The sequence below is a fragment of the Nocardioides campestrisoli genome (assembly GCF_013624435.2).
Lineage (GTDB): Bacteria > Actinomycetota > Actinomycetes > Propionibacteriales > Nocardioidaceae > Nocardioides > Nocardioides campestrisoli.
Genome location: NZ_CP061768.1, coordinates 1,226,090 through 1,249,568 on the forward strand (window position 1 = coordinate 1,226,090; position 23,479 = coordinate 1,249,568).

Annotated in this window: 19 protein-coding genes; 10 read left to right on the plus strand and 9 right to left on the minus strand. The window is 72.8% G+C overall.

All coding sequences use genetic code 11. The annotated features are described in order from the left end of the window. Positions 1-246, minus strand: coding sequence for a helix-turn-helix domain-containing protein (locus tag H8838_RS05880; protein ID WP_181310244.1), 246 nt, complete (start codon positions 244-246; stop codon positions 1-3). A 169-nt stretch (positions 247-415) separates the two neighbouring features. Between H8838_RS05880 and H8838_RS05885 the strand changes: the two genes are divergently transcribed. Further along, complete coding sequence (locus H8838_RS05885) at positions 416-1,018, plus strand: flagellar biosynthesis protein FlgA (RefSeq protein ID WP_181310245.1); 603 nt, start codon at positions 416-418, stop codon at positions 1,016-1,018. Position 1,019: 1 nt separating this feature from the next. Then, positions 1,020-2,351, plus strand: coding sequence for an AAA family ATPase (locus H8838_RS05890; protein WP_185995129.1), 1,332 nt, complete (start codon positions 1,020-1,022; stop codon positions 2,349-2,351). Here the strand turns inward: H8838_RS05890 and H8838_RS05895 are convergent. After that, positions 2,314-3,633 (minus strand): hypothetical protein, encoded by a 1,320-nt coding sequence (locus H8838_RS05895; RefSeq protein ID WP_181310247.1) that lies wholly within the window; start codon positions 3,631-3,633, stop codon positions 2,314-2,316. The genes H8838_RS05890 and H8838_RS05895 overlap by 38 nt on opposite strands. A 1-nt stretch (position 3,634) precedes the next feature. Further along, on the minus strand, positions 3,635-4,024 hold the full coding sequence (locus tag H8838_RS05900) for a hypothetical protein (protein WP_181310248.1): 390 nt from the start codon (positions 4,022-4,024) through the stop codon (positions 3,635-3,637). A gap of 78 nt (positions 4,025-4,102) precedes the next feature. On the opposite strand from H8838_RS05900, the gene H8838_RS05905 reads away from it, so the two are divergent. From H8838_RS05905 to pruA, 3 genes are read left to right on the plus strand one after another with little or no spacing between them, the layout of a single operon-like run. Continuing rightward, positions 4,103-5,614 (plus strand): WS/DGAT/MGAT family O-acyltransferase, encoded by a 1,512-nt coding sequence (locus tag H8838_RS05905; protein WP_185995128.1) that lies wholly within the window; start codon positions 4,103-4,105, stop codon positions 5,612-5,614. Further along, complete coding sequence (locus tag H8838_RS05910; protein ID WP_181310250.1) at positions 5,611-5,973, plus strand: DUF6912 family protein; 363 nt, start codon at positions 5,611-5,613, stop codon at positions 5,971-5,973. Before H8838_RS05905 ends, H8838_RS05910 begins: the two co-directional genes overlap by 4 nt. 55 nt (positions 5,974-6,028) lie before the next feature. Then, positions 6,029-7,657 carry an L-glutamate gamma-semialdehyde dehydrogenase gene (gene pruA / locus H8838_RS05915; RefSeq protein ID WP_185995127.1) on the plus strand — a complete coding sequence of 543 codons (1,629 nt, stop codon included), beginning with the start codon at positions 6,029-6,031 and terminating at the stop codon, positions 7,655-7,657. A 312-nt stretch (positions 7,658-7,969) separates the two neighbouring features. Here the strand turns inward: pruA and H8838_RS05920 are convergent, their stop codons facing one another. Further along, complete coding sequence (locus H8838_RS05920) at positions 7,970-8,455, minus strand: DUF2505 domain-containing protein (protein ID WP_185995126.1); 486 nt, start codon at positions 8,453-8,455, stop codon at positions 7,970-7,972. 93 nt (positions 8,456-8,548) lie between these two features. Between H8838_RS05920 and H8838_RS05925 the strand changes: the two genes are divergently transcribed. Beyond that, positions 8,549-13,405 carry an NAD-glutamate dehydrogenase gene (locus tag H8838_RS05925; protein ID WP_185995125.1) on the plus strand — a complete coding sequence of 1,619 codons (4,857 nt, stop codon included), beginning with the start codon at positions 8,549-8,551 and terminating at the stop codon, positions 13,403-13,405. Between the two features lie 24 nt (positions 13,406-13,429). Here H8838_RS05925 and ku read toward each other — a convergent pair whose 3' ends face one another. After that, positions 13,430-14,485, minus strand: a complete 1,056-nt coding sequence (ku, locus tag H8838_RS05930) for a non-homologous end joining protein Ku (protein ID WP_185995124.1) — start codon at positions 14,483-14,485, stop codon at positions 13,430-13,432. Positions 14,486-14,618: 133 nt separating this feature from the next. Between ku and ligD (H8838_RS05935) the strand changes: the two genes are divergently transcribed. Both ligD (H8838_RS05935) and ligD (H8838_RS05940) read left to right on the plus strand, forming a co-directional pair. Further along, entirely contained in the window at positions 14,619-15,566 is a 948-nt protein-coding gene (gene ligD / locus H8838_RS05935; RefSeq protein ID WP_185995184.1) for a non-homologous end-joining DNA ligase, read from the plus strand. After that, on the plus strand, positions 15,559-16,467 hold the full coding sequence (gene ligD, locus H8838_RS05940; RefSeq protein WP_185995123.1) for a non-homologous end-joining DNA ligase: 909 nt from the start codon (positions 15,559-15,561) through the stop codon (positions 16,465-16,467). Before ligD (H8838_RS05935) ends, ligD (H8838_RS05940) begins: the two co-directional genes overlap by 8 nt. On the opposite strand, the gene H8838_RS05945 is transcribed toward ligD (H8838_RS05940), so the two are convergent. From H8838_RS05945 to H8838_RS05960, 4 genes are all read right to left on the minus strand, one after another. Further along, positions 16,461-17,243 carry a sugar transferase gene (locus H8838_RS05945; protein WP_185995122.1) on the minus strand — a complete coding sequence of 261 codons (783 nt, stop codon included), beginning with the start codon at positions 17,241-17,243 and terminating at the stop codon, positions 16,461-16,463. The genes ligD (H8838_RS05940) and H8838_RS05945 overlap by 7 nt on opposite strands. Beyond that, positions 17,240-17,815 (minus strand): glycosyltransferase, encoded by a 576-nt coding sequence (locus H8838_RS05950; protein ID WP_185995121.1) that lies wholly within the window; start codon positions 17,813-17,815, stop codon positions 17,240-17,242. Before H8838_RS05950 ends, H8838_RS05945 begins: the two co-directional genes overlap by 4 nt. Beyond that, entirely contained in the window at positions 17,812-18,261 is a 450-nt protein-coding gene (locus tag H8838_RS05955; RefSeq protein WP_181310258.1) for a glycosyltransferase family protein, read from the minus strand. Before H8838_RS05955 ends, H8838_RS05950 begins: the two co-directional genes overlap by 4 nt. A gap of 175 nt (positions 18,262-18,436) precedes the next feature. Continuing rightward, entirely contained in the window at positions 18,437-19,093 is a 657-nt protein-coding gene (locus H8838_RS05960) for a response regulator (RefSeq protein ID WP_224766415.1), read from the minus strand. 381 nt (positions 19,094-19,474) lie between these two features. Here H8838_RS05960 and H8838_RS05965 point away from each other — a divergent pair, with 381 nt between their 5' ends. Both H8838_RS05965 and H8838_RS05970 read left to right on the plus strand, forming a co-directional pair. After that, entirely contained in the window at positions 19,475-20,917 is a 1,443-nt protein-coding gene (locus tag H8838_RS05965) for a hypothetical protein (RefSeq protein ID WP_181310260.1), read from the plus strand. After that, positions 20,914-23,478 (plus strand): oligosaccharide flippase family protein, encoded by a 2,565-nt coding sequence (locus H8838_RS05970; protein ID WP_185995120.1) that lies wholly within the window; start codon positions 20,914-20,916, stop codon positions 23,476-23,478. Before H8838_RS05965 ends, H8838_RS05970 begins: the two co-directional genes overlap by 4 nt. Position 23,479 lies beyond the last annotated feature (1 nt).

Below are 23,479 nucleotides of genomic sequence, written 5' to 3' on the forward strand. Positions count from 1 at the left end.
TCAGTCGTCGCCCATCGAGGCGTCGGCCTCCACGAACGGGTGCTGGTCGACGAACTGCTTGGTCTCGGCGTACATCCGCTCGATGAACGTCTCCAGCTGCGCGTGCTCGACCCGCCACTGGCCGCGGCCGCCGATCTTGATCGCGGGCAGGTCGCCCCGGCGGACCAGGGCGTAGACCTGGGCGCTGGAGGTGTTCAGCACCTCGGCGACGTCGGCGAGGGTGAGGAAGCGGGGCGAGCCGGGCATGCCTCCATGGTGCCACCTCACACGGCGGAGGTGGTGCGGCGCGGCCTGCGTTGTGAAGCGCCGCTCCCTCTGTGGACAGTCCGCCACCCTCCCAGCCGGAGGCGCAAGGATGCTGGTCGTGCTCTCGAGTCCAGGAAGCGAAGACAGCCCCGCGGCCCAGCGAAGCCCCGTGGCAGGGTGGCGCGACCCCCGGTTGTGGATCGGGGTCGCGCTCGTCGCCGTCTCGGTCGTGGTGGGGGCCCGGGTGGTGGGCGGGGCCGACGACACCGTCGCGATGTGGACGGTGGGGACCGACCTGGCCGAGGGCACCGAGGTGGACCCCTCCGACCTGGTGGCTCGACGCGTCCGGTTCGCGGACCCCTCCGACGCCGAGCTCTACTTCACCACCGGCGACGCGCTGCCCACCGCGCGCCACCTCGCCCGGGGCGTGACGGCAGGAGAGCTGCTGCCCCGGACGGTGCTCGGCGAGCCGGACGACGAGACGCCGCTCGTCTCGGTCTCCGTCCCCGCCGTGCAGCTGCCTCCCTCGGTGTCGGCCGGCTCCGTGGTCGACGTGTGGATCCTGCCGGCCAGCGGTTCCCCGGAGTCCAGCAAGGCCAAGCTCGCGGTCGCCGACGTCCGGGTGGCCGACGCCCCCCGCGGCTCGGCGGACCTCGCAGGCTCGCCCACGGACCGTCAGCTGGTGCTGGGCATCCCGGACGACGGAGCCAACCTGGCCCGGGTGCTCACCGCCAGCGGAGACGGGCGCCTGATGCTCGTCGGACGAGGTTGAGATGGTCTGCGTCCTGGTGCTCGCCTCGGGGGCGGGATGGGAGTCCGAGGCGCTGACGCGGCTGGGTGAGGCCTCCCGGGTGGTGGTCCTCAAGCGGTGCGTCGACGTGGACGACCTGATGGCCACCGCTGCCACCGGTCAGGCGGACGTGGCTCTGGTGGCCCTGGAGGCCCCCGGGCTGGACCGCTCGGCGGTGGAGCACCTGCGGCGGCACGGCGTGCGGCCCGTCGCGGTGGTCGCGGACCCGGGGCGCGACGACGTGGCTGCACGGCTCGCCCGTCTCGACGTCGGCTCCTGGGTCCCTGCCGAGGACCTCGCCGAGCTGGCCGCCACGGTCTCCCGGGCCGAGGACCTCGGGGACACGCGCGCCGGCTCGGGCTCCTCTCTCGGCATTCTGGGGGCGGGCACCGGGCCGGGCGACTGGACACAGCCCGAGACGCTCGGGCCGTCGGGGGCCGGGGGACCGGGACGCGTGGTCGCCGTCTGGGGCCCGGCCGGCGCGCCTGGCCGCACCACCGTGGCCACCGCGACCGCCGCCGAGATGGCCCGGCGGGGGACCCCGACGCTCCTGGTGGACGCCGACCCGCACGCGGCCTCGGTGGCCCAGCACCTCGGTGTCCTCGACCAGGTCTCCGGCGTGCTGGCCGCCTCCCGGCTGGTCGCCGCCGGGACCCTGCACGAGCGCCTGCCCGCGACCTGCCGGACCGTCGCGCCGTGCCTGGCGGTGATGACCGGTCTCCCTCGTCCCGACCGCTGGGTCGAGGTGCGTCCCGGCGTGCTGGGCGACGTGCTCGAGGCGTCGAGGTCGCGCGGCAGCGTGGTGGTCGACACCGGCCCCGACCTCGCGGTGGACCACGCCGCAGGTCCCGCGGGTGCGCACAACACCATGACGCTCGAGGCACTGGAGGCGGCCGACGAGATCCTCGTGGTGGGGGCCGCCGACCCGGTGGGCCTCTCCCGGCTGGCCCGCGCGCTGGTGGACGTGCGCGAGGTGGTGGGGAGCACGCCGTTGCGGGTGGTGGTCAACCGGATGCGACCCAGCCTCGGCTGGTCGGAGGCGGACGTCGTCGGGATGGTCGAGGGCTTCGCCCGGGTCAGCGCCCTGCACTTCCTGCCCGACGACCGCGCCGCGGTGGACCGGGCGCTGGTGGCCGGACGGGCCCTGGGCGAGGTCGGGGACTCCTCGGTGAGCCGGGCGGTCGCCCGGCTCACCGACGCGGTCGACCCAGGCAGCCTCGGGGCGTCCGGAGCCCGGCGGGGCGGGCGTGCAGGGCGCGGGCGGCTGGCGCGCCGGGTCAGGCCGCGAACAGCAGGTACAGCCCGCCCGCGGTGAACCCCACCATCGCGAACAGCAGCGGGAGCTGTCCGGTGAGCTGGTGACGGCGGGGCAGCAGGCCGACGGCGCGGTCGTGGGCGGCGACCACACCCAGGACGTGACCGAGGACGACGCCGAGCACCTTGATGTTGGCCAGGGTCGTGGGGTGGTAGCTCAGCCACCTGTTGACCTGCCAGTCCGCAGTGCCGAGCAGGTTGTCCCCCTGGGAGAAGGGGTCACTCATCTGGGCCAGGGTGACCTGGCCGTACTCGACGAAGTACGACAGGTAGTGGGCCACGACGTACCCCACGATGATCGGCACCATCGAGTGCGCGAAGAGGCTGGGCAGTCGCCGGCGCTCCAGGTCGTCCCCGACGCCGGTCGCCACCGTGGCGACGGTGAGGACCAGGCCCACGCCGACGCAGAAGACGACCAGCGCGGCGGTGCCGAGCAGGGCGGAGTCGACCGTGGAGTCCTGGACGAACCGCAGCCACGGAGGCGACTCGCGGAACGAGTCGAAGCCGGTGCTGCCGAAGAGCACCGCGACCACGGCGACCAGTCCCGGCAGCGCGGGCACCGTGGCCAGGTTGGCCAGCGGCGAGCGCAGCACGAGCTCGCCGTCGCGGCGACCCCAGACCGACAGGTGCCCGACCAGGGTCGAGTAGACCTCGAAGGGGTCGGCCCGCTCGAAGAACCGGGAGCCGTAGACAGCACCGCCGAGCAGCATCACCGCGACGTAGATCGCGACCCAGAGCCGGACGGTGCCCAGCTGGGTGGAGTCGGGGTGGACCAGCTCGAGCCAGACGAAGGAGAACAGCCCCAGCGCGGCCGGCCAGTAGCCCAGCCGCTCCGGGTAGGCACGCAGTCCCTCGCGCGGGTCGGACCCGGTCAGCCGGACCAGGCCGGCGTGCAGCGTGCGGACCGGGCTGAGTGCCTTGTACGCCGGCCCGAAGACCAGGCTGAGCGGCACGAGCCCGACCCAGAGCAGCACGTAGAACATGCCCAGGGCCGGGTTGATCAGCAGGTTCTCGCCGAGGACGGCGGCCATCACGAACCAGCCGAAGAGGGCCAGGCCGAGGGCGCGGGTCAGGACGGTGAACCAGGCGGAGTCGACCGCAGTGCTCAGCCAGGCCGGCGCCGGGCGCCCGGAGGGCCGGTCGAAGCGGGGGGTGCGCCAGGCCAGCGCCAGCACGGTGAAGGAGACGACCAGAGCCGCCACGGCGCCGGCGATCGCCAGCTCGGGGGAGATGGGCAGGTCCTTGGCCCCGCCCAACCCGTGGGCGAGGAGGTCGCGCTCCACGTCAGCGGGCTTCGAGCTGCAGCACGACGATGTCGGGGTCGTGCGACTCCACCTCGACGATGCCGGGGCGGTCCAGGACCAGCTCGTGCTCGGAGGCGCCCTCGGAGAAGGAGATCTCCTGCTCGGGGGTGGAGTGCACGTGCAGCTCGCCCTCGCGGTCCGAGTCGATCTCCAGGGTCACCGGCTCGCCCACCGAGACCTTGACCCGCTCCCCGGCCGGAGTGATGCTGTCGCCCTCCACGGTGACCTGGATCGACGTCGGCTCCGAGGTGCTCTCGTCCGGGGTCGCGGTGCTCGAGTCCTCCGAGCAGCCGGTGAGTCCGAGCAGCGCGAGTCCGGAGATGGCCGCCGCGGCGGTGAGGCGCAGTCGCGGACCGAGGGGGGCAGACATGTGGGCGTTCCTCTCATGCAGTGGTCTCGTTCTGCCAGAATCCCATGTGGACGAAACTCGGGCGACGGAAGGGCAGACATGAGGGACCGGCTGAGGTCGCGGGACCTGGCGTTCCTGGCCACGGACTCGCCAGCCACGCCGATGCACAACGCGACCCTCGAGATCTTCGAGCCCGGACCACGCGGGTTCGAGTACTCCCACGTGCTGGAGCTGATCGCCGAGCGGATCTCCTACGTGCCGCGGTACCGCCAGCGTCTGCAGGCCGTCCCGGGTCGGCTGGCCAACCCGGTGTGGGTCGACGACGAGGAGTTCGACCTGAGCTACCACGTGCGTCGCTCGGCGCTTCCCCGGCCGGGCAACGAGGACCAGCTGCGCGAGCTCACCGCCCGGATCGTCTCCCGGTCCCTGGACCGGACCCGCCCGTTGTGGGAGGTCTACGTGATCGAGGGGCTCGCCGAGGGTCGGGTCGCGATCCTGGCCAAGTCGCACCAGATCCTGGTCGACGGGGTGGAGACCGTCGACCTCGGTCAGGTGATGCTCGACGTGAACCCCGACCAGGAGCCGCTGGGCCTCGACGAGTGGCGCCCGGCACGGGCGCCCACCCCCGCCTCCCTGATCGCCTCCGCGGTGCGGGAGAGCCTGGAGCGTCCGAGCACGCTGGTCAGCACCGCCCGCGGCAACGTGGGGGCGCTGCTGCGCACCGCCGACGCGGCACGGACCCGGGCCACGCACGTCGCGGGCGCGCTCGCCAACCGCAGGCCGGCCCCCGACACCCCGGTCACCGGGTCGCTCTCCCAGCAGCGGCGGGTGGTGACGATCGCCACCGACCTGGCCGACTACCGCCAGGTGCGCCGGGTGCACGGCACCAGCGTCAACGACGTGGTGCTGGCCACGGTCACCGGCGCGCTGCGGGCCTGGCTGATGACCCGGGACGAGGCGCTGCACGGGATCAAGCGGCTCAAGGCGGTCGTGCCCATGTCGGTGATCGACGACGAGCTCGAGGCGACCTCGATGGGCACCCAGGTGACCGGGCACGAGGTCTACCTGCCCGTGGGCGAGCCCAGTGCCGTGGTGCGGCTGCTCCAGGTCAGCTACGGGTTCCACAACCACCGCGAGACCGGTCGTGCGGTGGCGGCACAGCGGCTGGCCGGCATCGCCGGCTTCGCCCCGACGACCTTCCACGCACTCGGCTCCCGGGTGGCGGCAGCCGAGCTGCGGCGCGGCTTCCACCTCTCGGTGACCAACGTCCCCGGCCCCCAGTTCCCGCTCTACGCGGCCGGCGCGCGGATGCTGGAGAGCTATCCGGTGCACCCGCTGCAGCCGGGCCACGCGCTGGCCATCGGGGTGACCTCGTACGACGGCAAGGTCTTCTACGGCCTCACCGTCGACCGGGACCTGGTGCCTGACGCCGACGTCCTGGGGCAGTGCGTGGTGGAGGCGCTGGAGGAGCTCAAGGACTCCGCCAGCGACTCGCGTCCTCGCGCTCCGCGGGGCCGGCGCCGGACCGGGTCACCGACCCGTCGCGACCGCAAGGAGGGGAGCCGGCCGGCCGGCACGCCCCCGGCGAGCCCCCGGGAGGAGAGCACGTGAGCGGTCGTCTCTACCTGCCCACGACCCGGGCCGGGCTGGGCCGGCTGGTCGCCACCGGCGAGCTGCCGGAGGACGAGCTCGCCCCGGAGGGACCGGTGCAGGCCGAGGGCGAGGACGAGGAGGCGGAGTACGCCGCGCTGATGACCGCGGCCGACCTCTCCACCGCCCTTGCTGCGACCCGGGCGGAGGCCGGGCTGCGCCGGGTCGTGCTCGTCGCAGAGCCCGGGCACCCCGCGGGGCCGGTCCGGCTGAGCGACGTGGTCGCCGTCCACCTGGACACCGAGGACCGGGACGAGGCCGACGACCCGGACGACGACCTGGCCTGGTTCGCGCCCGAGGAGCTCCCGCACCTGATCTGACCCGGCGGTGCCCCGGCGGTGTCGCCGCTCACCCGGGCGCGGCTATCGTCGCGGGATGGACGGCATCACGCACCCCCCGCTCCCGGTCAACGAGCCGAACCTCACCTATGCGCCCGGCACCGCCGAGAGGGCCGAGCTGGAGCGAGAGCTCGCCCGGCTCGAGGGCTCAGCCCGGACGCTGCCCGCCTACGTGGGCGGGCAGTGGCGCGACGGCGGCGGCGCCGAGGTGCAGGTCGTCCAGCCGCACGACCACCAGCACGTCCTCGGCACCTTCCGGTCCGCCACCACGAGCGACGCCGAGGCGGCCGTCCGGGCGGCCGCGCAGGCCGCTCCTGAGTGGAGCAGGATGCCCTTCGACGAGCGCTGCGCGATCCTGCTCAAGGCCGCCGACCTGCTCGCCGGCCCGTGGCGTCAGCGGCTCAACGCCGCCACCATGCTGGGCCAGTCGAAGACGGCGCAGCAGGCGGAGATCGACTCGGCCTGCGAGCTGATCGACTTCTGGCGGTTCAACGTGCACTTCGCCGCGCAGGTGCTGGCCGAGCAGCCGCTGGTCTCCGCACCCGGGGTCTGGAACCGCACCGACCACCGCCCGCTCGAGGGGTTCGTCTACGCGATCACCCCGTTCAACTTCACCGCGATCGCCGGGAACCTGCCGACCGCGCCCGCGCTGATGGGCAACACGGTGATCTGGAAGCCGTCGCCGACCCAGCAGCTGGCGGCGAGCCTGACCATGGAGCTGCTCGCGGAGGCCGGGATGCCGCCCGGGGTGATCAACATGCTGCCCGGGGACGGACTCGACGTCTCGAAGGTGACACTGGCCCACCCCGACCTGGCCGGGATCCACTTCACCGGCTCCACCGCCACCTTCCAGCACCTGTGGCGCACGGTCGGGGAGAACATCTCCTCCTACCGGGCCTACCCGCGGATCGTGGGGGAGACCGGGGGCAAGGACTTCATCGTGGCCCACCCCTCGGCCGACCCCGACGTGCTGCGGGTGGCGATGGTGCGGGGCGCCTTCGAGTACCAGGGACAGAAGTGCTCGGCCGCGTCGCGGGCCTACGTTCCGCGCTCGGTGTGGGAGCGGATCAAGGACCAGCTGGTCGCCGACGTCGAGGGCCTGACGATGGGCGACGTCACGGACCTGTCCCACTTCATGGGCGCGGTCATCGACCAGCGCGCCTTCACCCGGCTCCGCGCCGCGATCGCCCGGGTGGAGGAGACCGACCACCTCACGCTGCTGGCCGGCGGCCAGACCGACGACTCGGTCGGCTGGTTCGTCCGGCCCACGCTGGTGGAGTCGAGCGACCCCACGGACGCGATCTTCTCCGAGGAGTACTTCGGTCCGATGCTGGCCGTGCACGTCTACGAGGACGACCGGTTCGAGCAGGTCGTGGCGCAGATGGAGTCGTTCGCGCCGTACGCCCTGACCGGGGCGATCATCGCCCAGGACCGGCAGGCGATCGCCTGGGCCGGGGAGGCGCTGCGGTTCGCGGCGGGCAACTTCTACGTCAACGACAAGCCCACCGGGGCGGTGGTCGGGCAGCAGCCGTTCGGCGGCGGCCGCGCCTCGGGCACCAACGACAAGGCCGGCGCCGCGCTCAACCTGCTCCGCTGGACCAGTCCCCGGTCGATCAAGGAGACGTTCGTGCCGCCGACGCAGATCGGCTACCCGCACATGGAGTGAGCGGGCCGGCGCAGGCGTGCGGGCAGCCCGCGCCGCCGATGTGCTCCGTGCGCGGTGCTGGGGGAGAATGGCGGCATGCCCCACCTGCTCGGCCTGCTCCACCCGAACCTGCCGGATCCGGGTGTCCTGGGTCTGAACGCCTCGGGTCTGAACGCACTGCACATGGGCGCCCTGCATCCCTTCGAGCAGGCGCTCACCGTGCTGCTCGCCTTCGGGCCGTTCGTGCTGCTGGGGTTCGTCGTGTGGTGGCGCGGTCGCGCCGACGCGCGGGAGGAGGCCGGGCTCTCGGGTGGCTCAGACGACTCCGGCGCCTCAGACGCCGGCGAGGTAGTCCCGACCGACCCGGACCTCGACGTCGAGGGCCTTGACCAGCAGGTCGCGGATGAGCGCCTCGAGCTTCCCGCCGACCAGCGGGATGCGGATCCCGATGTCGAGCGAGACCGTCTCGGTCGTCGTCCCACCTGACTCGGTCAGCACCGCCGTCCCGGTGATCTCGCCCGGCTTGCCGGGGATCTCCACGCGGTAGTCGGCCCGCTCGTGGTCGTGCCAGGTCTCGGTCTGGACGACCTCGATCCGGTCCCCGACCACCTTCGCGGCGAAGGACGGGATGCCGCGCGCCTCCAGCACCCGGGAGACGGTGACCGACGTCGTGGCGCCCTCGGTCTCCACCTCGACGCTGGACTCGAGCGCCTTCTGGCCCTGGCAGACCTGCTGGCGGAACGCGGGGTCCCGGAGCATGGCTGCCACCTCCTCCAGCGGGGCGGGATAGGTGAGCTGGTGGGTCAGTCGCGTGGTCATCCGGCCATTCTGACGGGTCGCCGGGCGGACGGCGTGACGCGCCGAGGACGGTGCGTGTTGTGCCCGTCACAGCCGTGTGCCTAGGGTCGGGTCGTGGGCTCACAGGTGGAGGACGAGAAGGCGGAGCTGTTGGAGCAGGCTGCAGGCCACGGGTCGGCGGCAGGCACGAGCGAGGGAGCCGGCGAGGAGACCGACGTGCTGCTGCCGTCGTACTACCGCCACGTCGCCCCCGAGGACGTGGCCGAGCGGAGCCCGGCCGACCTGTACGGCGCCTGGGCCAGCCACCTGCAGGTCGCCGCCGCTCGTCCCCAGGGCCGCGCCGTGGTTCGGGTGAGCACCCCCGACGTGGAGGGCAGCGGCTGGTCGGCGCGCGGGCACTCGGTGGTGGAGATCGTCACCGACGACATGCCGTTCCTGGTCGACTCGGTGACCATGGAGCTGACCCGCTCCGGCTCGGCCGTGCACGGGGTGGTCCACCCTCGCTTCCTGGTCGAGCGGGACATCACCGGGCGGCTGGAGGCGGTGCACCCGGTCGACGAGACCGAGGTGACCACCGCGGCCCAGGAGCGGGGCCGGGTGATCGAGTCGTGGATGCACGTGGAGATCGACCGGCTCGTCGACGAGACCGACGCGACTGCGCTGGAGGAGCGGCTGCAGCGGGTGCTGCAGGACGTCCGGGACGCCGTGGAGGACTGGGGCCGGATGCGGGCCGAGGCCGAGAGCGTGGTCGAGCAGCTGCGTACCCAGCCCCCGGACCTGCCGGCGTACGAGGTCGAGCAGGGCGCCGCGCTCCTGGGTTGGCTGGCCGCAGACCACTTCACCTTCCTGGGCTACCGCGAGTACAAGCTGGAGACCGACGAGCGCGGTGCCCTGCTCCGCGCCGTCCCCGGCACCGGTCTGGGCATCCTGCGCGCCGACCCCGACATGACCGGGGAGTCCTCGCGGCTGCCGGAGATCGCCGCCCGGAAGGCGGCGGAGCCGACGTTGCTCGTGCTCACCAAGGCGAACTCGCTGGCCACCGTGCACCGGCCCGCCTACCTCGACTACGTCGGCGTGAAGACCTTCGACGACCAGGGACGCGTGGTCGGGGAGCGCCGGTTCCTCGGGCTCCTCTCCAGCGGCGCCTACACCGAGTCGATCACCCGGATCCCGCTGCTGCGGGAGAAGGCCGAGCAGGTGCTGGCCCGGGTCGGCTTCGACCGGCGCAGCCACGCCGGCAAGGAGCTGATGGACACCCTGGAGAACTACCCGCGCGACGAGCTCTTCCACACCCCGCTGGACGAGCTGGTGCCGATCGCGGAGAGCATGATGCACGCCGGCCAGCGCCGCCAGCTGCGGGCGTTCCTGCGTCGCGACACCTACGGGCGCTACGTCTCCGCGCTGATCTACCTGCCGCGCGACCGGTACAACACCGGCGTCCGCGAGCGGTTCGCGGCGATCCTGCGCGAGCAGCTCGGCGGTGACCACGTCGAGTTCACCGCCCGGGTCAACGAGTCCGTCACCGCCCGGGTGCACTTCGTGGTGCACCCCGGTCCCGACGGGGCCATCGCCGACTTCGACCCGGCCGCGATCGAGCGGGCGCTCAGCGAGGCGTCCCGCTCCTGGACCGACGACCTGCGCACCGAGCTCGTCGCCCAGTTCGGCGAGCACGAGGGGTCGCGGCTCGCACGCACGTACGCAGGCGCCTTCCCCGAGGCGTTCAAGGAGGACTTCACCCCGGCGCGGGCCGCCCAGGACGTCGCCCGGCTGGAGGCTCTGGAGCCCGGCGGTCCGCTCGACCTGGTGCTGGCCGCCGACGAGGACCCGAGGCGGCGCAGCCAGGCGCGGCTCAAGATCTTCCGGATCGGCGACCCGCTGTCGCTCTCCCAGGTGCTGCCGACGATCTCCTCCCTCGGTGTCGAGGTGGTCGACGAGCGTCCCTACCAGCTGGAGGGGCTGCCCGAGACGACCCACATCTACGAGTTCGGGCTGCGCGACGAGCGGGCCATGGTGCCCGGCGCCGCCGAGCTCGCGGTCGACACCCTGCGCGCCATCTGGGCGGGGTTCAACGAGACCGACGGCTTCAACACCCTGGTGCTCTCCGCGGGACTGACCTGGCGCCAGGCGACCGTGCTGCGGGCCTACGCCCGCTACATGCGGCAGGGCGGTACGCCGTTCGCGCTCTCCTCGATCCAGGCGGCGCTGCGCACCAACCTGGACATCACCCGGCTGCTCGTCCGGCTCTTCGAGGCCCGCTTCGACCCGGCCGGGACGCAGGAGGTGGCCGCGATCGAGGAGAAGCTGGCCGCCGCGCTGGACGACGTCGTCAGCCTGGACCACGACCGGATCCTGCGCTCCTACCTGACCCACATCCAGGCCACGCTGCGGACGAACTTCTTCCGGCCCCTCGACGACGACCCGGAGCGCGGCCCACGTCCCTATCTCTCCCTCAAGCTCGACCCCTCCGCGATCCCCGACCTGCCGCAGCCGCGGCCGGCGTTCGAGATCTTCGTCTACTCGCCCCGGGTCGAGGGCGTGCACCTGCGGTTCGGCGCGGTGGCCCGCGGCGGCCTGCGCTGGTCGGACCGTCGCGACGACTTCCGCACCGAGGTGCTCGGCCTGGTCAAGGCGCAGATGGTGAAGAACACCGTGATCGTGCCGGTCGGCGCGAAGGGCGGCTTCGTGGCCAAGCAGCTGCCCGACCCCTCCGACCGCGAGGCCTGGCTGGCCGAGGGGATCGCCTGCTACCGCACCTTCATCCAGGGCCTGCTGGACGTCACGGACAACCTGGTGGACGGGCGTACGGTGCCGCCCCCGTCGGTGGTGCGCCACGACGGCGACGACGCCTACCTGGTGGTGGCCGCGGACAAGGGCACGGCGTCGTTCTCCGACATCGCCAACGAGGTGGCCAAGGACTACGGCTTCTGGCTCGGGGACGCCTTCGCTTCGGGCGGCTCGGTGGGCTACGACCACAAGAAGATGGGGATCACCGCCCGCGGCGCCTGGGTCTCGGTCCAGCGGCACTTCCGCGAGCGCGGCGTGGACTGCCAGAGCGAGGACTTCACCTGCGTGGGCATCGGGGACATGTCCGGCGACGTCTTCGGCAACGGCATGCTCTGCTCCGAGCACATCCGGCTGGTGGCCGCCTTCGACCACCGCGACATCTTCCTGGACCCCGACCCCGACGCCGCCACGTCGTACGCCGAGCGGAAGCGGCTCTTCGACCTGCCGCGCTCGAGCTGGCGCGACTACGACCCGGAGCTCATCTCGGCCGGCGGCGGCGTGCACAGCCGGGCGAGCAAGTCGATCCCGCTCAACGACGCGGTCCGGCGGGCGCTGGGCATCGCCGACGACGTGGCGTCGATGACGCCGGCCGAGCTGATGCGGGCGATCCTCACCAGCCCCGTCGACCTGCTGTGGAACGGCGGGATCGGCACCTACGTCAAGGCCCGGAGCGAGAGCCACGCCGACGCCGGGGACAAGGCCAACGACGCGATCCGGGTCGACGGCGCCGACCTGCGGGCCGGCTGCGTCGGTGAGGGCGGGAACCTCGGGTTCACCCAGCGCGGACGGATCGAGTACAGCCTGCACGGGCGCGAGGGTGCGGGCGGTCGGATCAACACCGACTTCATCGACAACTCCGCCGGCGTGGACACCTCCGACCACGAGGTCAACATCAAGATCCTGCTCGACCGGGCGGTCGACGCCGGGCGACTCGACGGCGAGGACCGCAACCGGCTCCTGGCGGAGATGACCGACGAGGTCGCGACCCTGGTGCTCCGCGACAACTACGAGCAGAACCTCACCCTGGCCAACGCCGCCAGCCAGGCGCCGGCAATGCTGCACGTGCACGAGGACTGGATGCGCGAGCTCGAGGCCCGCGGCGTCCTGGACCGTGAGCTGGAGGCGCTTCCCGACCGCACCGAGGTGCGGCGCCGCATCGAGAGGGGGGAGGGGCTGACCACGCCCGAGCTCTCGGTGCTGATGTCGTACACGAAGATCGTGCTGGCCGATGAGCTCCTGGACAGCGAGCTGCCCGAGGACCCGTACCTGGCCCTCGACCTGATCACCTACTTCCCCTCCCGGATGCACCAGGACTACCGCGCCCAGATGATGGAGCACCCGCTGCGGCGGCAGATCATCACCACCCAGGTGGTCAACGCGCTCGTCAACGGTGCGGGCCTCACCTACTGGTCGAGGCTGGGCCGCGAGACGGGCGCCAGCGCCGCCGAGCTGACCCGGGCCAACTTCGTCGCCCGGGAGCTCTTCGGCTCGCTGGCGCTGCGCCGCCGGCTGGAGGAGGAGGACAACCGGCTCCCGGCCGCGGTGCAGACGCAGATCCGGCTGGAGATGCGGACGCTGGTCGAGCGCGCCTCCCGCTGGCTGGTCACCCACCGGCGACCCCTGCACAGCGAGGAGCTGGTCGACACGCTCAGCGTGCCGGTGCAGCGGGCGATGGGCGACCTGCCGGACCTGCTCGTGGGTCGTGAGCGGGCGGCGTACGAGCAGCGCCGGGACCAGCTGCTCGAGCACGGGGTGCCGGAGGAGCTCGCGGTGCGGGTGGCCGGGCTGCCTGCTTGCTACGCGCTGCTCTCGATCGTGGAGACCGCGCAGAGCCAGGAGCTCGACCCGTACGAGGTCGCCCAGGTGCACTTCGCGCTGGGGGAGCGGCTCGCGCTGCCGATGCTGGTCCAGCGGATCCAGCAGCTGCCGCGCGACGACCGCTGGCAGACGATGGCCCGCGCGGCCCTGCGCGACGACCTGTACGCCGTGCACGCCGAGCTCACCCTCCGGGTGCTGGCCTCGGGGGAGCACGAGTCCGCCGAGCGCCGGGTGGCGGACTGGGAGGAGAAGCGGTCCGACGCGGTGGCGCACGCCGTGCGGATGCTGGAGCAGATCTGCCTGGACGAGGACGCCGACCTGGCGCGGATGTCGGTCGCGCTGCGGGTGGTGCGCGGCCTGCTCGACTGAGTCTCGACCGGGGCCCGGTCGGGGTCAGCTCGCCTTCCGGGTCTCCGCCTTCTTGGCCGTGCTCTTCTTGGCGGCGGACTTGGCGGCCGTCTTCTTCGCGGGGGCCTTCTTGGCCGACGACTTCTTCGCCGTCGAGCTGCTCGTGGACTTGCTCGTGGACTTGGCCGTCGACTTCGCCGACGTCTTCTTCGCCGCGGTCTTCTTCGCCGCGGTCTTCCTGGCCGGCTTCTCGTCGGTCTCGTCGGCCTCGTCCGCTTCGTCCGCTTCGTCCGTCTGGTCCTCGGGCTCCTCGTCGGCGACGTCCTCGCCGCGCGCCTTCTTGGCCGCGGCGACCGACTTCTGCAGCGCGGCCAGCAGGTCGACCACCTCGCCGGAGCTCTTGGTCGAGGTGGCGGTCCGCTTGACCTCACCGCCCTCGATCTTGGCGCTGACGAGTGCCTCGACCGCCTCGGCGTAGTCGTCCTCGAACTCCGTGGGGTCGAAGTCGCCGGCCAAGGTCTCGACCAGCATCTGCGCCATCTTGACCTCGCCGGACCGCACCTCGCCGGCGTCGACCGAGAAGTCGGGGGTGCGGATCTCGTCGGGCCACATCATCGTCTGCAGGACGATCACGTCGTCGCGCACGCGGAGCACCGCGACCGAGGTGCGCTGGCGCAGGGCGACGGTGACCACGGCCATCCGGTCGGCCTCCTGGAGCGCCTGGCGCAGCAGTGCGTACGGCTTCGCCCCGGTCTTCTCCGGCTCCAGGTAGTAGCTCTTCTCGAAGAGCATCGGGTCGATCTGGTCGCTGGGCACGAACTTCTCCACCGCGATCTCGCGCGAGGAGGTGAGCGGCAGCTGCGCCAGGTCGTCGTCGGTGAGGATGACCATCTCGCCGTCCTCGGTCTCGTACCCCTTGGCGATGTCGGCGTAGGCGACCTCCTCGCCGTCGATCGAGCAGACCCGCTGGTACTTGATCCGCCCGCCGTCCTTCGCGTGCACCTGCCGGAACGACACGTCGTGGGACTCCGTGGCCGAGTAGAGCTTGACCGGCACGTTGACCAGCCCGAACGAGACCGAGCCCTTCCAGATCGCGCGCATGTCGTCTCCCTCTGCTCTCGTGCTGCCTCGTACGGCTGCGGGTGGCCTCGGATGCCTCGTGTGATGGTGGTGCTGGTCTGACCCAGTATCGCCAGAGGTACCCCCAGTCGGCGAGGATGAACCGGTGCGTCCCATGCTCGCGACCCGCGGAACCAGGCTGCCCGGTGGCGAGGAGTGGCTGCACGAGGTCAAGTGGGACGGGATGCGGGTGCTCGCCGAGGTCTCCTCCGGACAGGTGCGGCTGTGGTCGCGCAACGAGAACGACGTGACGGTCTCCTTCCCCGAGCTCACCCGCCTCGACGCCCCCGACGCGCTGCTCGACGGCGAGGTCGTGGCCTTCGCCGACGGGCGCCCGAGCTTCGGGGCGCTGGCCGAGCGGATGCACCAGCGCAACCCGCGCCGGGCTCAGGCCCTGGTCGCCTCCCGTCCGGTCACCCTCCTGGTCTTCGACCTGCTGCGGCTCGAGGGACGCGACCTGATGGACGAGCCGCTGGAGCGCCGGCGACAGGCGTTGGAGGGGCTCGGCCTCGGCTCGGACCGCTGCCAGGTGCCGCCGGCCTACGACGACGGCGAGATGCTGTGGGAGGCGACCCGCCAGCAGCGGCTGGAGGGGGTGGTGAGCAAGCGGCTCTCCTCCCGCTACGTCCCGGGTCTGCGCAGCCCGCACTGGCTGAAGTTCCCGCACCGCGAGCGTGCCTCCTGGGTGGTCGGGGGCTGGCGTCCCGAGACCGGCTCGGCGGACCGCCTGGGGGCGCTGCTGGTGGGGGAGCCGACCCCCGACGGCCTGGTCTTCCGCGGCCGGGTGGGCAGCGGAGTCACCGGCCGGGCCGCGGCGCGGCTGCGGGAGCTGGTGGAGCCGCTGGCGGCTCCGGTCTCCCCGTTCATCGACCAGCTGCCCCGGGTGGACGTGCTGGGCACCCGTTGGGTCCGTCCCGAGCTCGTGGTCGACGTCGAGTCGCTCGGCTACTCCCACCACGACCGGCTGCGCCAGCCGTCGTTCCAGGGAGTACGGACCGACCTGGCGCCCGAGGACCTGCTGGAGCGGCAGGAGCCGAGAGACCAGGAGGCCGGCGATGAGTGAGGTGCACGTCGAGGTCGACGGCAGGACGCTGCGGATCAGCAACCTGGAGAAGGTCCTCTACCCGCGGACCGGCACCACCAAGGGGGAGGTGCTCCACTACTACGCCCAGGTCGCCCCGGTCCTGCTGCCGCACCTCGCGGACCGGTGCGTGACCCGGATCCGCTGGCCGCACGGAGTGCAGGGGGAGAGCTTCTTCGAGAAGAACGTGCCGCGCCGCAGCCCCCGGTGGGTGCGGACCGCGGAGGTGCCCACCACCGGATCCCGAGCGGGGGACGACGCCTCGGGGACCCTGGTCTTCCCCGTGGTCGACGACCTGGCGACCCTGACCTGGCTGGTCAACCTGGCTGCCCTGGAGCTGCACGTGCACCAGTGGCTGGTCGAGCCGGACGGCACCCTGCTGCCGCCCGACCGGCTGGTGATCGACCTCGATCCCGGGGAGCCGGCAGGACTGCACGAGTGTGCGCAGGTGGCACTCCTGGTACGCGAGCTGCTGGCCGAGCGCGGCCTGACGAGCAGCCCGGTGCTCAGCGGCAGCAAGGGCATCCACCTGTACGCCGGGCTCGACGGGGAGCTGGACAGTGACGGGACGACGGCGCTGGCCAAGGAGGTGGCCGAACGCCTGCAGCGCGAGCGGGGCGACCTGGTCACGGCCACGATGGCCAAGTCCCGGCGAGGGGGCAAGGTGTTCCTGGACTGGTCGCAGAACGCCGGGTCGAAGACGACGATCTCGCCGTACTCGCTGCGGGGCCGGGAGCGGCCCACCGTGGCGGCGCCGGTCACCTGGGCCGAGGTGGAGGAGGGGGCGGAGGACCCGCTGGCCCTGGAGCAGCTGGACCTGGCGACCGTGCTCGAACGGATCGAGGAGCACGGCGACCTGTTCGCCCCGGGCTCGCCTCAGTAGGCGCCCTGGTGCCCGACCACGGCCCGGACGGTGCGCAGGGTGATCAGCAGGTCGAGCCGCAGCGACCACTGGTCGACGTAGCGCAGGTCGATGCGCTGGCTCTCCTCCCAGGAGAGGTCGGAGCGGCCGGATACCTGCCACAGCCCGGTCAGGCCCGGCTTCACGGTGAGCCGACGGTGCACGCCGGCCGGGTACGCCGCGACCTCGTCGGGCAGCGCGGGGCGCGGGCCGACCAGCGCCATGTCCCCGCGGACGACGTTCCACAGCTGGGGCAGCTCGTCGAGCGAGTAGCGCCGCAGCAGCCGGCCGAGCCGGGTGACCCGCGGGTCCTCGCGCATCTTGAACAGCACGCCGTTGGTGTCGCTGCAGCCGGCGAGGTCGGCGAGCACCTCCTCGGCGTCCGGGCGCATCGTGCGCAGCTTGAGCAGCACGAACTCGGTGCCGTTCCGGCCCACGCGCACCTGCCGGAAGACGGCCGGCCCGCCCCGGTCGGCGCGGATGGCCAGGGCCAGCAGGACCAGCAGCGGCAGGGTCAGGACCAGCAGCAGCGCGGCGAAGAGCCGCTCCCAGACGTCCTTCACGGCCCGGCGCACCGGAGCCGGGTCGATCGGCTGGAGCAGGACGAGCCGGGCGGGCCGCGCGCCCGGGAGGTGCTCGACCTCCGGGGCCCTGCGGGGCGTGGGGACGCGGCTGAGACCGGGTGCAGGGCCGGCTGCGAGGTTGCGGGTGACGTCGGGTGCGAGGACGGGGTCCGGGACGGAGGCCAGCTCGGTCATCGACGCCTGGCCCGCTGGTGGAGCTGGTCCACCAGCTCCCCGAAGCGGACGGTGGTCTCGGCCCGTTGCGTCGGGACGTCGGCGGCGATCCGGCCCATCACCTTCGCCAGCTCGACAGCCTCCCGGAGCTGGTCCAGCGAGTTGACCAGGCGGATGTCGCCGCGCTCGTCGAGGCGCTGGGCGAACCGGATCTGGTGCCCGTCCACGTGCTCACCCAGGGCGGGATCGCGAGGCACCACGATCGGGATGTGCCGGGCCGCGCGGGCCTCCATGATCAGTCCGGGGCCACCGTGGGTGACCACCACGTCGACGGAGCCGAGGAGCCGGGTCAGCTCGCGACCGCCCAGCATGCGGCGTCCGTCGAGCTCGGGGTGCAGCTGGCTCGACCCGTGCTGGACGAACCAGGGGTCCGGGCTGCCGGCGGCCAGGGTGGCGGCCCACTCGACGAGCCGGTCGAAGGGGTGGTGGTCGGTGCCGAGGAGCACCGCGACCCCGCGGCCGGCGGGGCTGCGGAGGATCGTGGGGACCGCCCGCTGGCTGGGGATCCTGACCTGACGCGAGAGCACGGTCACCACACCTTCCCGAGGAGCACGGAGTCGCGGTAGAGGCGCTCCTGCTCGGGCCACTGGACGAGGAACAGGTCGGTCACCGGCCGGCACAGCCGCGCGGTGAGGGTCTTGGAGTCGATCCGGTCGAAGACCTCGAGGTACACCGTCTGGGCCCCGACGATCCGCTTGAGCCAGAAGAACGGGACCGCGACCCCGGCACCCGTGGTGAGCACGACGTCCGGGCGGTACTCGCGGAGCACCCGCCAGGCGAGGCGGGTGTTGCGGAGCAGGTTGCGCAGGTTGCGCGTCGTGGGGTGGTAGGCGTGGACCACGTCCTCGGAGGCCAGCTTGGTCACGGCGTCCTCGGTGTCGAACGTGACCCAACGCCGGTCGTGCTGGGTCCACCAGGACTCCAGGCACATCAGCTGGGTGAGGTGTCCACCGGAGGAACACACCATGAGCACTCGCATCGACCGTTTCTTCCCCCCACGGGAATCCCTGCCAGGCAGGATCACCCACACGGGCGACCGGGCTCACGCTAGGGAACGCTCGATTCGAACGCATGCCCCAAATCGGGCATGTGGGCGTTTCGGCCCGATCTGTCACAGGTGACTGTCGCGGACAGCCACCACCGGCCTAGACCGGTCAGGACGAGATCGGGGCCACCCAGCCGGCGTGGTGGGCGAGACCGACCGCGCCGATCTGCGACGTCACCTCGAGCTTGGCCAGGATCGACTTCACCTGGGTGCGCACGGTCGCCTCCGAGACGACGCTCTCCTCGGCGATCTGGCGGACCTGCCGGCCGTCCATCAGCTGGCCCAGCACCTCGGCCTCGCGGGCGGTGAGCCGGTTGAGCCGGTCCTGCAGCTCGCTGACCGCGGCCCGCTCCTCCTGCCAGTGCCGGACGAGCTCCTCGCGCTCCTGCACCGGCATCACCGGGCGGCCCTCGCCGATCAACCGGATGGTCGCCAGGATCTCGTTGAGCGGGGAGGTCTTCACCATCACCTTGCGGGCGCCCAGACGCAGGCACTGACCCCAGCGGGCCCGGTCGCTGCTGCCGGTCAGCACCACCACGGCGGTGCCGGCGCGGGCGACGGGCTCGATCAGCCGGCTGCCGTCGGCGTTGCCCAGGTCCAGGTCCAGCAGCAGCACGTGCGGCTGGTGCTTCATCACCGCCGGGAGCAGGCTGGTGGCCTGGTGCAGGTCGGCCGGGAGCGGCACGCGGCGTACCTCGTGACCCTTCAGCTCCAGGGCGATCTGCAGGGATTCTGCGAAGAGGGTGTGGTCCTCGATGACACACACGCGCGACGAGCCTCTCATCGTGCCTCCAACTCCTCGCCCCGATTGGTCCTGCTCGTCCCGGCACCACTGATCGTGGACCGGGATCCTGCTGCCGGCGACGGTCTGCTTCCGGCAGGCGGGGGCTGGATCATGCACCCTCGTTCCCCCCAAGCAGCGACAGTACGGCCTGCACTTCGCCCCCGTCATCCGGTCTCGTGAATCCGTTGGATCAATTTGGGTATGTCGGTCGGTCCGGGCAGCGATGATGCGGGAGGCGGGGCGAGACCTCGCCACAGACCTCACCAAAAGTGGGGATTAACCTTCCGGTTCCTCCGACAGCGGACCGGAAGGACCGACCATGGCTGCTGGGCCGGCCGGCTCGTGCGAAGAGGGGTTTGCTGGGTGAGTGGTCTCGACGACCTGTACGCGAAGCCGGAGGACCGGTGGAGCCGCCACGTCCTGCGCTGGTTGCGGACCGGCACGGCCCTGGCCGTGGCGGTCTGCCTGCTCGGGCTGCTCGCCGGTGGCTGGTACGGCGCACGTCGGGCGGCGTACCACGAGGCGACGGCCGTGGTGCTGATCAGTCCGCTGGCGGGCAACGCGTTCAGCCCGGACGGGACCGGCAGCGACCTGGTCAACCTCGAGACCGAGGCGCAGCTGGTGCGCTCGAACTCCGTGGCCGACGACGTGCTGGCCGACCTCGGGCTCAGCCTGAGCCCCGCCGAGCTGCTGGAGACCGTCTCGGTCGAGGTGCCGCCCAACACGCAGATCCTGCGGATCTCCGCGGAGGACAAGGACCCGGACCGGGCGCTGAGCGCCGCCCAGGCGTTCGCGGAGTCCTACCTGGACTTCCGTCGTGCCCGGGCCCTGGCCGCGTCCAGCTCGCTGGCCGAGCAGGTCGCCGAGCAGGTCGCGGAGCGGCAGAAGGAGCTCAACCGCAGGTCGCGCGACCTCGCGGCGCAGGCACCCGACTCGCCGGGTGCGCTGCTGCTGCGCCAGCAGATCCTCGACATCAACACCCAGCTGGTCCAGCTGCGCGCCCAGCTCTCCGCCCTGCAGGCCACCCGTGCCGAGCCGGGCGAGGTGGTCACGCCCGCCGCGCTGCCGGAGACCGGACTGCTCGGCGAGCGCGAGCTGATGGCGGGCCTCGGCCTGCTCGTCGGCGTCGGCGGCAGCCTCGGGGTGGCGGCGGTCCGGGCCCGGCGGGACGGGCGGGTCCGCTCGGTCGACGACCTCGCCGAGGTCGGGGTGCCGGTGCTGGGCGAGGTCAGCGCCACCGACGACGGGGACGACCTGACCACCGCAGGGCTGCGCTCCGGCATCCTCGCGGCGCTCCCGCAGCGACCGCTGGTGCTGGCGCTGGTCAGCGCGGGCCGTGAGGTGCACGTCGCCGACGGGCTGGCCCGCAGCATGGCGCGCGCCCGGTACGAGGCGGTGCTCGTCGAGCTCACCTCCGGCGCCGGCCACCGCGAGGGCGTCTCCGACCTGGTGCTCGACCGGGCCTCGGTCGACGACGTGCTGGTCCCCGTCACCTCGCACCTGTCCCGCGTCGTCCCCGGCCGTATGCCGGAGCGGCTGCCGGACCTGCTCGGCTCCCCGGACATGGGAGCGGCGCTCACCGAGATGGGCAAGCGTGCCGACGTGGTGGTGCTCGAGGCCGGCTCCGCGCACGAGCCCTGGAGCCAGGCGGTGGTCAGGCACAGCCACGGCGTGCTGCTCGAGGTGCACGCCGACAGCACGACCCTCAAGGACATCTCCGCGGCGCGCTCGATGATCTGGAGCTCCGGCGGCCAGGTGGTCGGTCTGGTCCTGGTCCACCAGCAGGAGGGTGACCTCGGCCGATGACCGAGGCCCGACAGCACCTGCGCCTGGTGGCCCGGGGCGCCAGCCTCTCGCTGCTGGGCTCGGGTGTGTCGGCGGTGGCCACGTTCGGGCTGGTGCTCGTCGTCGCCCGTGCCTTCGATCCCGGTACGTCGGGCCTCTTCTTCGCCGCGAGCGCACTCTTCCTGATCCTGGTCGGCTTCGCCGGGCTGGGGATCGACAGCGGGATGGCCCGCTTCGGCCAGCGGCTCGAGCACGAGGGCCGGCCCGACGGGGTGCGCGCGCTGTTCCGGACCGCCGGCAGCACCGTGACCGGGATCGCGGTGGGGCTGGGGGCGCTCCTGCTCCTGGCCGCGGGACCGGTGGCCCAGGCCCTGGACTGGGGCCGAGGCGGTGCCGACCTGCTCCGGCTGGCCGGCCTGGCCCTTCCGCTGGCGGTGGTGGCCGAGTACGCGCAGGCAGGCACCCGCGCCTTCGGCCGGATGCACGAGACGGTGGTGATCGACCGGATCGGCCGGTCCGTCGCCCAGGTCGCGGGGGTGGCGGTCGCCGGCGCCGCGGGCGCCGGCGAGGCGGGGCTGATGCTCGCCTGGCTGGCCTGGTACCCGGTGGCGGCGCTCTGGTCGCTGCTCGCCCTGCGCCGGTTCCTCGGCGACCGGGTGCCCTCCGAGCCGGTCGACGGCCTCGGGCCTCCCGGGACGCCCCCCGGTGCCGCGGCGGAGGCCCCGCTGGCCACGGTGCGCCGGGAGTTCTGGCGGTTCACCTGGCCGCGCAGCGTCTCGGTGCTCGCCCGCCTGGGCATCCAGAAGAGCGACGTGGTGCTGGTCGCCGCCCTGCTCACCCCCCAGGACGCCGCGGTGTACGCCGCCGCCACCCGGTTCGTCGCCCTGGGCCAGGTCGCGGCCACCGCCGTGACCCAGGTGCTCCAGCCGCGGTTCGCCGCCCTGGTGCTGGAGGGCTCACGCGACAACCTCGCCACCGTCCACCAGACCGCCACCGCGTGGAACGTCCTGCTCTCCTGGCCGCTCTACCTGCTGGTGGGCTGCGCCCCGGCGGCGTACCTGGGCCTGTTCGGGTCCGGCTACGACACCGAGCAGAGCCGCTGGGTCGTGGTCGCGATGACCGTGGCCATGCTGGTCGCGGTCTCCACCGGTCCGGTCGACACGCTGCTGGTGATGGCGGGACGCAGCGCCACCAGCATGGCCACCGCGGTGGCTTCGCTCGTGGTCGACCTCCTGCTCTGCCTGCTGCTGCTCCCGGTGCTCGGCATCCTGGGGGCGGCGCTCGCCTGGGGTGCCGCGGTGCTGCTCAAGGCGGGGCTGGCGGTGCACTTCGTCCGGCGCGAGGTGCAGGTCTCCGGGATCGCCCCGGTGGTCCTGCTCGCCGGTGGGGTCTGCCTGCTCACCGTCGCGGTGCCCGTGCTGGTGCTGACCGGCGCCGGGGTCGCCTGGCCGTTCGCCGCCGCGGTCGCTGCGCTCGCCTACCTGGTCGCCGTACGCGTGCTCCGGCGCCAGCTGCGCCTCGACGTCCTCGGCCGATCCGCGGCCCCCGCCCCGCTCAGGTCGCTCACTCCGCTCGCCCCGCCCGGCCCTTCGGTCCCGCACCAGGCGCGGACCGCACCGACGTACCTCGAAGGAGCTCCGCTCGTGCCGCTCAGAAGGATCACCTCGACCGTCCGCCGACGCGCCCCCGGCCCGCTGGTCCGCGCGCTGCGCGCCGTCGCGCTCGGCTGGGGGTGGCTCACCGCCGACCTGCGGATGACGCCCTCGGTGGTGGTGGTGGGAGCCCAGCGGTGCGGCACCACGACCCTGTTCCGGATGCTCGAGGACCATCCGAACCTGATGCGTCCGACCCAGTCCAAGGGGACCGGCTACTTCGACGACCACCACGCCAAGGGCGCTCGGTGGTACCGCGCGCAGTTCCCGCTGCGGCTGACCGGTCGACTCCTGGGCGGCCGGGAGGCCCGCGCGTTCGAGTGCAGCGGGTACTACCTGTTCCACCCGCTGGCCGCGCGGCGCCTGGCCGCCGAGCTCCCGGACGCCCAGGTGGTGGTGCTGGTTCGGGACCCGGTGGAGCGGGCGATGTCGGCGCACCGGCACGAGCTGGCCCGAGGGTTCGAGGACCTGCCGCTGGACGAGGCGCTGGCCCGCGAGTCCGAGCGCCTGGCGGGGGAGGCCGAGCGGCTCGCCGCCGACCCCGACTACCGCAGCCATGCCCACCGGCACCACGGCTACCTGGCCCGCGGTGAGTACGGAGACCAGATCGCCCGGTTGGTCGACGCGCTGGGCCCCGACCGGGTGCACGTGGTCGACGCGGACGCGCTCTTCGCCGACCCGGTGCACGAGTTCGTGGACCTCCAGCGACGCCTCGACATCCCGGTCCACCTGCCCGAGCGGGTGGAGCGGTGGAACGCCCGCCCCGGCGGCCCCCGGCTGCCGGTCGCGCGACGGGCGGAGCTGCTCGCCCATTTCGAGTCCTCGGACGCGCAGCTCGCGACGTACCTGGGCCGGCCCCCGCGGTGGCGCCAGCAGCACGAGGACGCGCCGGTCCAGCAGCTCCGACCGGACCAGCACGTCTCCTCCTGAC

Bases quoted from the DNA above. Each gene is read 5' to 3' on its own strand.
- H8838_RS05880 (WP_181310244.1), bottom strand. From the start codon at position 246: ATGCCCGGCTCGCCCCGCTTCCTCACCCTCGCCGACGTCGCCGAGGTG.
- H8838_RS05890 (WP_185995129.1), top strand. From the start codon at position 1,020: ATGGTCTGCGTCCTGGTGCTCGCCTCGGGGGCGGGATGGGAGTCCGAG.
- H8838_RS05900 (WP_181310248.1), bottom strand. From the start codon at position 4,024: ATGTCTGCCCCCCTCGGTCCGCGACTGCGCCTCACCGCCGCGGCGGCC.
- H8838_RS05905 (WP_185995128.1), top strand. From the start codon at position 4,103: ATGAGGGACCGGCTGAGGTCGCGGGACCTGGCGTTCCTGGCCACGGAC.
- pruA (WP_185995127.1), top strand. From the start codon at position 6,029: ATGGACGGCATCACGCACCCCCCGCTCCCGGTCAACGAGCCGAACCTC.
- H8838_RS05920 (WP_185995126.1), bottom strand. From the start codon at position 8,455: ATGACCACGCGACTGACCCACCAGCTCACCTATCCCGCCCCGCTGGAG.
- ku (WP_185995124.1), bottom strand. From the start codon at position 14,485: ATGCGCGCGATCTGGAAGGGCTCGGTCTCGTTCGGGCTGGTCAACGTG.
- ligD (WP_185995184.1), top strand. From the start codon at position 14,619: ATGCTCGCGACCCGCGGAACCAGGCTGCCCGGTGGCGAGGAGTGGCTG.
- ligD (WP_185995123.1), top strand. From the start codon at position 15,559: ATGAGTGAGGTGCACGTCGAGGTCGACGGCAGGACGCTGCGGATCAGC.
- H8838_RS05945 (WP_185995122.1), bottom strand. From the start codon at position 17,243: ATGACCGAGCTGGCCTCCGTCCCGGACCCCGTCCTCGCACCCGACGTC.
- H8838_RS05955 (WP_181310258.1), bottom strand. From the start codon at position 18,261: ATGCGAGTGCTCATGGTGTGTTCCTCCGGTGGACACCTCACCCAGCTG.
- H8838_RS05970 (WP_185995120.1), top strand. From the start codon at position 20,914: ATGACCGAGGCCCGACAGCACCTGCGCCTGGTGGCCCGGGGCGCCAGC.